A 6,924-nucleotide genomic window follows, 5' to 3' on the forward strand; every position below is an offset into this window, starting at 1 on the left:
GCCTCACCCAACAGGCAACAACACAGAGCCGACCAACCCGCTGTTGCTGTTGCTGTTGCTGTTGATTTCGAAGCAGTCGCGGCCGCAGGCCGCGCGGAAAACCTACAGATGCCGCAATTCCTGCTTCAGCGTCGCCACGCAGCGCCGACTCACTTCCAGCGGCTGCTTGCCATGCCGCAGCACCGCCTGCACCTGACCACCACTGCCACGCCGCAGCTCCACCAGCTCGTGGCGCGCCACCAGGCAGTTGCGATGGATGCGCACGAAGCGGCTGGCGAACTCCTCCTCCAGCGACTTCAACGATTCCTCGATCAGGTCCTCGCCACGCGCGTGATGCACCACCACGTACTTTTCTTCGGCCTGCAGATAGTGGATATCGTCCAGCGGAATCAATCGCAGGCTGCCGCGCAGGCGGGCACACAGCATGCTGCGGGCCTGGCCGCCGGTGTGCTGGGGTTGCCCGTCACGGCCGGCCAGGAAGGTGCGGGCACGCGCGATCGCCGCTGCCAGCCGCTCGGCGCGCACCGGCTTCATCAGGTAATCGATGGCCGCTGCCTCGAACGCCGACAGCGCGTGCGCATCGTAGGCGGTGCAGAACACCACCGCCGGCCTGGGCTCGAAACTGGCCAGGTGGCGGGCCGCTTCCAGGCCGTCCAGGCCGGGCATGGCGATATCCAGCAGCACCAGGTCCGGCTGCAGTTCGGCGCACGCGTGCAGGGCCTGCTCGCCGTTGCCGGCCTCGGCCACTACGTCCACCCCTTCCTGCGCGGCCAACAGGCTGCGCAGGCGCTCGCGCGCCAGCGGTTCGTCATCGGCGATGACTACCCTCACGATCGTCCCCTCACTGGATCGGCACTGTCACCTGGCAGGCATAGTAGCCCTCGCTCCAGCCAGCCGTCATCCGCGCGGCGCGGCCGAAGCGCCAGCTCAGGCGATGGCCGATGCTGTGCTGGGCGTGGCCCGCTCCCTGGGCCAGGGCCAGCCCGGGCACCTGCGGATCCGGTGCAGGATTGCGTACGCGGATCTGCAGCTCGCTGCCCACACAGGCCAGATGCAGCTCGATGGTGCCGCCTTCGGGCAGGCGCGAGATGCCGTGCAGCACCGCGTTTTCCACCAGCGGCTGCAGCACCAGCCGCGGCATCGGCAGGTCCCAGGGCAGGGGTTCATCGCGCTGCCAATGCACCCGCAGGCGGTCGCCCAGGCGCAGTGATTCAATCGACAGATAGCGTTCGGCCAGTTCGCACTCATCGCGCAGGGTCGAATCGCCCTCGCCGGCACCCAGTGCGGCGCGGAACAGATCGGACAGGTCGAGCACGGCACGCTCGGCCACCGCTGGGTCGCGATGCAGCAGGCTGGCGATCAGGTTCATGCTGTTGAACAGGAAGTGCGGGCGGATGCGCGCCTGCAGGGCGTCGGCCTGCGCGCGGGCATTGGCCTGTACCTGCGCCGCCCAGCGGTCGCTGACATAGAAGTAGCGCAGCGCCAACGCGGTGATCAGCGCCGTGGTGGCCGCGCTGCCCAGGGTGAAGCGCCAGAAGCCGATGCCGCGCGCGAAGTTGTCGCCCAGCACGCCATACAGGGCATGGATGATGCCCGCGCACAGGATGGCGATCAGCGCAGCCAGGCCAACGGCGGCGACGGCGCCCAGCAGTTCCGGCAGCTTCGACAGGGCCTGCCGCAGCAGGCACAGGCTGGCGGTGACCGCCAGCGCCAGCCACAGCGCGAAACCGCTGGCCGAGGCCAGTTCCCCCATCGTCCAGTGGCGGCTGCCATCGGGCGCCAGCGCCAGCACCACCACCACCAGTTCGGCCAGGCCGAGCATCGCTGCCAACCGCGGCAAACGGCACAGTTCCGGCATCCACGGGGTGGCAGCGCTCGCGGCCATGGGTCAGGCGACGCCCAGGCGTGCCTGCAGCCAGTCGCCCAGCGCGTCGATTTCCTCGGCGCAGACCTGGTGGGCCATCGGGTAGCTATGCCACTGCACGTTCAGCCCAAGCGTGCGCAACGTCTCGGCGCTGTGCGCGGCCACCGCCTGCGGGATCACCGGATCGCTGCTGCCGTGGGCCATGAACACCGGCACATCCACCGCACCATCAACGCGCGACGCGCTTTCGGCCTCCGGCAGGTAGGTCGACAGTGCGATCAGTCCGGCCAAGGGGGCAGTGCGTGCCAGCGCGGCGCTGAGGATCACCGCCCCGCCCTGCGAGAAGCCAGCCAAGAAGATGTGATCAGCGGCGACACCGCGTTCGATCTCACGGGCGATCAGCGCATCCAGCTGCACCACCGACTCCTGCACGCCGGCCATGTCGGCGCGCGAGCGGAAGTCCATGCCGACGATGTCGTACCAGCCACGCATCGGCACGCCGTTGTTGATCGTGATCGGCCGCACCGGTGCGTGCGGGAACACGAAGCGCAGCGCCGGCCAGTGCGGACGCACCAGTTCGGGCACGATCGGCGCGAAATCATGGCCGTCGGCACCGAGGCCGTGCAGCCAGATCACCGACCACTGCGGCGAGGCGCCGGTTTCCTGTTCCACCGTTTGCAGCATGTTGCGGCTCCTGTACGTTCGAGCCGCATTATGCCGCTGGCACGGTGCGATCAGTACAGCGGCGGTTGCTCGGCCGCTTCCCGGCGCAGCTGTGCGGCGCGCACCAGCACCGGCGGCGGGATGTTCTCTTCGGGAATGTCGAGCAGGCCCAGGCGATGCAGGAAGGCGCCCGGCCCGCGCAGCGAGGTCAGTGCCACCACCGGCACCGCCAGCACCATGCCGATCACCACCGGCGCCATCCAGGCCGCCAGCGACGGCGACACCGCCCACGCCAGCACGCCCATGAAGGCGCCAAACACGCCCAGGCCGCCGTAGCCGCGCACCAGCGAAATCCACGAGATGCCACCGTCATCGCGCTGCTGTGCATCCCAGCCCGAGTCACGCCCGGACAGCACTTCGGCCACCCCGCGCGACTGCACGTACATCACCACCGGCGCCATCAGCGCGGCCAGCACGGTTTCCACCAGCATCGACAGGAACGCCCGGATCGCGCCACCACAGCCACGGCGTTCAACCGGATCGAGCAGCATCGCMARGTAACCCAGCACCTTGGGCATCAGCAGCACCGCCATGGTGGCGGCGAACAGGCGCACCACCTGTTCTTCATCCTGCGCACGCCAGTACACGCTGGGCGACAGGTGCAGCAGGGCGTTGAAATCGATGCCTTCCTGGAACAGCGGGATGGCGATGCCGATCAGCATCAGCATCGCCCACATCGGTGCGGTGAAGTAATGGCCGATGCCGATCAGCATGTGCACGCGGCTGATCCAGTGCAGGCCACGGCTGCCCACCACCTTGCCGTGCTGCAGGTTGCCCTGGCACCAGCGGCGGTCGCGCACCAGCAGGTCGGTCAGCGTTGGCGGGCCTTCCTCGTAGCTGCCGCCCAGGTAGGGCACCATGTGCGCGGCCCAGCCACCACGGCGCATCAGCGCCGCTTCCACGAAATCATGGCTGAGCACGTGGCCGCCGAACGGCTTGCGCCCCGGCAGCTCCGGCAGGCCAGCGTGGTCGGCGAAGGCACGGGTGCGGATGATCGCGTTGTGCCCCCAGTAATTGCTTTCGGCACCGTGCCACCAGGCCACGCCACGGGCGATCACCGGCCCGTACACTCGCCCACCGAACTGCTGCATGCGCGAGAACAGGGTGCGGCCGCCGATCACCGACGGCAGGGTCTGGATCAGGCCGACGTCGGCGTTGTGCTCCATGCCGGCGACCAGGCGCACGATGCTGTCACCGGTCATCAGGCTGTCGGCATCCAGGATCAGCATCTGCGGGTAGGCACCGCCGAAACGGCGTACCCAGTCGGCGATGTTGCCGGCCTTGCGCGCGCTGTTGTCGCCACGGCGGCGATAGAACAGTCGCGCACGCCCATCGGGCACCAGCTCGCGCAGTTCGGCGAACACCTGTTCTTCGGCCCGCGCGATGTCCTCGCGACGGGTATCGCTGAGCACGAAGAAATCAAACCGCTGCAACTGGCCGGTGGCCGCCACCGATTCGTAGATCGCGCGCAGGCCGGCCAGCAGCCGGCGCGGGTCTTCGTTGTAGGTGGGCATCAGCAGCGCGGTGCGGCTGTGCACGGTGGGCAGCGGCTTGTCCGGATCGATGCCCAGGCGGTAGCCCCGGTCGAACACGGCCGTCAGGAAGCCGGCCACCGCACTGGCAAAGGACAGCGCGATCCAGGCGAACAGGCCGACGAACAGCACCAGCAGGCAGGCCTCCAGCACGCTGATGCCGTTGCCGGACAGCACCCGCCACATCATCCGGGTGGCCACGGCGGTCATCGCCACGGTGCCGCCGAGGATGTACAGGCGACGCAGGCCGATCATGCGTGGCGAGGTGCGATGGCGCCGGACCTTCAGCGAGCCTTGCCGGAGCGTCTGTTCGGGCATCAGCAGCGGTGCTTCGGCCGGCAGCAGGGCCCAGCCCGCGTCGGGACCGGCCGTGACCGGTTCCGTGTCGATGGTTTCACTCCCCATGGCCGCCTACTCCCTGCAGGCCGCAGGACCAGCCGTCCCGGCCAGGCTGCATGCACCAAGGTTCCTGGCMCGCATTCCCGGCGTCCGCACTTGTCCTGTCTGCCACGGCGTCATGCCGCGCAGTCGCTGTCTGTCACTACCAGAACCCACACGATCTCCAACGGGGCGGAATCGAAAAATGCGGCCCAGTCTATGGCCCCGAATGTAAGCCGGGTGCGAAGGTCTACGCCGGGAAATCTCCCCATTCAGCAGTCAGCAGGCGAACCGTCGCGCGCGGCCGGGGAATGTCGATTCATCCCGGGAAGTACTGGATCGTAACAAACGAGAACGGTTATCATTCCGTTAACCAGGCAGGTCACCGCGCTCCGCGCACCGGACCCACCCAGCTGCGCCGGACCTTCCGCGCGCTCGACGACCCAGGGAAGGGGTGGCTGCCTGCTGTCTGCGTGCGCCTGCCGCTTCCACCGGGTCTCTCCTCTCCCTTGGAAGCCGTCATGTCCCCTCTCCGTTCCGCGCGCCTGTCGCGCACCCGCCTGGCCAGCGCCCTGGCCGCCGCCTGCCTGCTGGCCCTGCCTGCCCTCGCCGCCGCTGAAGCCAGCGCCGATGCCTCGACCAAGGACCTGGATACCGTGGTGGTCACCGCCTCGGGCAACCAGCAGTGGATCAAGGATGCCCCGGCCAGCATCAGCGTGATCAGCCGCGAAGACATCGAACGCCAGCCGGTGCACGACCTGGCCACCCTGCTCAGCCGTATTCCGGGCGTGACCGGTGGGCTCAGCGCCGCCGGTGAGCAGTCCAAGATCAAGCTGCGCGGCATGCCGTCCAACTACACGCTGGTACTGGTGGACGGCAAGCGCATGGGCAGCTCGGCCTCGACCAACTATCGCCCCGACCTGGGCCGCCAGGACCTGAACTGGATTTCCCCCGACCAGATCGAGCGCATCGAAGTGGTGCGCGGTCCGATGTCCTCGCTGTATGGCTCGGATGCGATGGGCGGGGTGATCAACATCATCACCAAGCGCATCGGTGACAGCTGGAACGGCAGCGCGACCCACAGCTACACCCGGCCGCAGGATGGCGACCGTGGCGACACCCAGCAGATCGGCGCGACCTTCTCCGGACCGCTGGGCGAGCGCTTCGGCCTGCGCATCGGTGCCAACAGCATGCGCCGCGACTCGGACCGCTCCAACGGCGGCGTGTATGGCAACGCCTACGCCGGCGAGAAGGACCGCAATGTCGACGCGCTGCTGCAGTGGAAGCTGAGCGAGGCACAGGAAGTGTCACTGGAAGCTGGCCACGGTGTGCAGCAGGCCTTCATCGCCCAGGCGCTGGAAAAGCAGGACGAAGGCGCCTGGGGTGCCAGTGAGCTCAAGCGCAGTTCGCTGGCGCTGAACCACGACGGCAAGTGGGATTTCGGTACTTCCAAGCTCAGCGCGTACTGGACCGAGTACAAGAACGACATCGGCGCCACCGGTCGCTCCGAGGCAACCGATACGATCATCGAAGGCAGCCTGAGCACGCCCTTCACCCTGGGCGTGGACCACCAGTTCGCGGTGGGCGGCCAGTGGAAGCGCCAGGAGTTGACCAACACCGACACCATCGGCCAGGCGCCGGTGGACTATGCCGGCAACCCGGTGGTCGGCTCCAGCCTGGAAGTGGACACCTGGGCGCTGTTCGTCGAAGACGAGCTGAAGCTGCACCGTACCCTGGCACTGACCCTGGGCGCGCGCCTGGACCACCATGAACAGTTCGGCAGCCATGTCAGTCCGCGTGCCTACCTGGTCTGGCACCCGAGCGAGCAGTGGACGATCCGTGGCGGCGTGTCCAAGGGCTTCCGCGCGCCGAGCCTGACCGAGAATTCGCCCAGCGCGGCGACCCAGTCCGGTGGCCGCGGCTGCACCTCGCTGATCCCGCTGGGCTATACCCGCGGCGGTTGCTACATGGCCGGCAACCCGGACCTGGACCCGGAAACCAGCACCAACCGCGAGATCGGCATCAGCTTCGACAACGCCCTGGTCGACGCCGGCCTGACCTACTTCCATACCGACTTCAGGAACAAGATCGAGTATGAAGCGCTGGGCTTCTTCAACGGCTACTGGTGGACGCGCATGAGCAACGTGCAGCGCGCGCGCACCAGCGGCATGGAAGGCAACCTCAACTTCCGCTTCGGCGATCACTGGCGCTGGCGCACGTCGGCGACCTGGATGAAGGAAGCCAAGAACCTGACCACTGGCCGCAACCTGATCGACACCCCGGAGTTCTCAGGCTATTCGTCGCTGGACTGGACCCCGAACACCACGTTCTTCAGCAGCCTGTCGGCGCAGTACACCGGCAAGCAGACCGGCGTGGTCAATACCTTCCTGAAGGCCTATACGCTGTATGACCTGACCGCTGCATGGA

General features: G+C 67.7%; 5 protein-coding genes. 1 reads left to right on the plus strand and 4 read right to left on the minus strand.

Features of this window, described 5'->3' with window-relative positions; genetic code table 11:
* Nucleotides 1-102: 102 nt before the first annotated feature.
* From AC1DJN_RS19360 to mdoH, 4 genes are read right to left on the minus strand one after another with little or no spacing between them, the layout of a single operon-like run.
* Entirely contained in the window at nucleotides 103-831 is a 729-nt protein-coding gene (locus AC1DJN_RS19360; RefSeq protein ID WP_025879008.1) for a LytR/AlgR family response regulator transcription factor, read from the minus strand.
* Between the two features lie 10 nt (nucleotides 832-841).
* Nucleotides 842-1,858 (minus strand): sensor histidine kinase, encoded by a 1,017-nt coding sequence (locus AC1DJN_RS19365; protein WP_080277664.1) that lies wholly within the window; start codon nucleotides 1,856-1,858, stop codon nucleotides 842-844.
* 30 nt (nucleotides 1,859-1,888) lie between these two features.
* Nucleotides 1,889-2,548 (minus strand): alpha/beta hydrolase, encoded by a 660-nt coding sequence (locus tag AC1DJN_RS19370; RefSeq protein ID WP_032976711.1) that lies wholly within the window; start codon nucleotides 2,546-2,548, stop codon nucleotides 1,889-1,891.
* Nucleotides 2,549-2,598: 50 nt separating this feature from the next.
* Nucleotides 2,599-4,524, minus strand: coding sequence for a glucans biosynthesis glucosyltransferase MdoH (gene mdoH / locus AC1DJN_RS19375; RefSeq protein WP_478039844.1), 1,926 nt, complete (start codon nucleotides 4,522-4,524; stop codon nucleotides 2,599-2,601).
* A gap of 494 nt (nucleotides 4,525-5,018) precedes the next feature.
* Here mdoH and AC1DJN_RS19380 point away from each other — a divergent pair.
* A partial coding sequence (locus AC1DJN_RS19380; protein WP_478039846.1) for a TonB-dependent receptor domain-containing protein occupies nucleotides 5,019-6,924 on the plus strand: 1,906 nt, incomplete at its 3' end.

The sequence above is a fragment of the Stenotrophomonas sp. 05L414_2 genome (genome assembly GCF_056397905.1).

Bases quoted from the DNA above. Each gene is read 5' to 3' on its own strand.
- AC1DJN_RS19365 (WP_080277664.1), bottom strand. From the start codon at position 1,858: ATGCCGGAACTGTGCCGTTTGCCGCGGTTGGCAGCGATGCTCGGCCTG.
- AC1DJN_RS19370 (WP_032976711.1), bottom strand. From the start codon at position 2,548: ATGCTGCAAACGGTGGAACAGGAAACCGGCGCCTCGCCGCAGTGGTCG.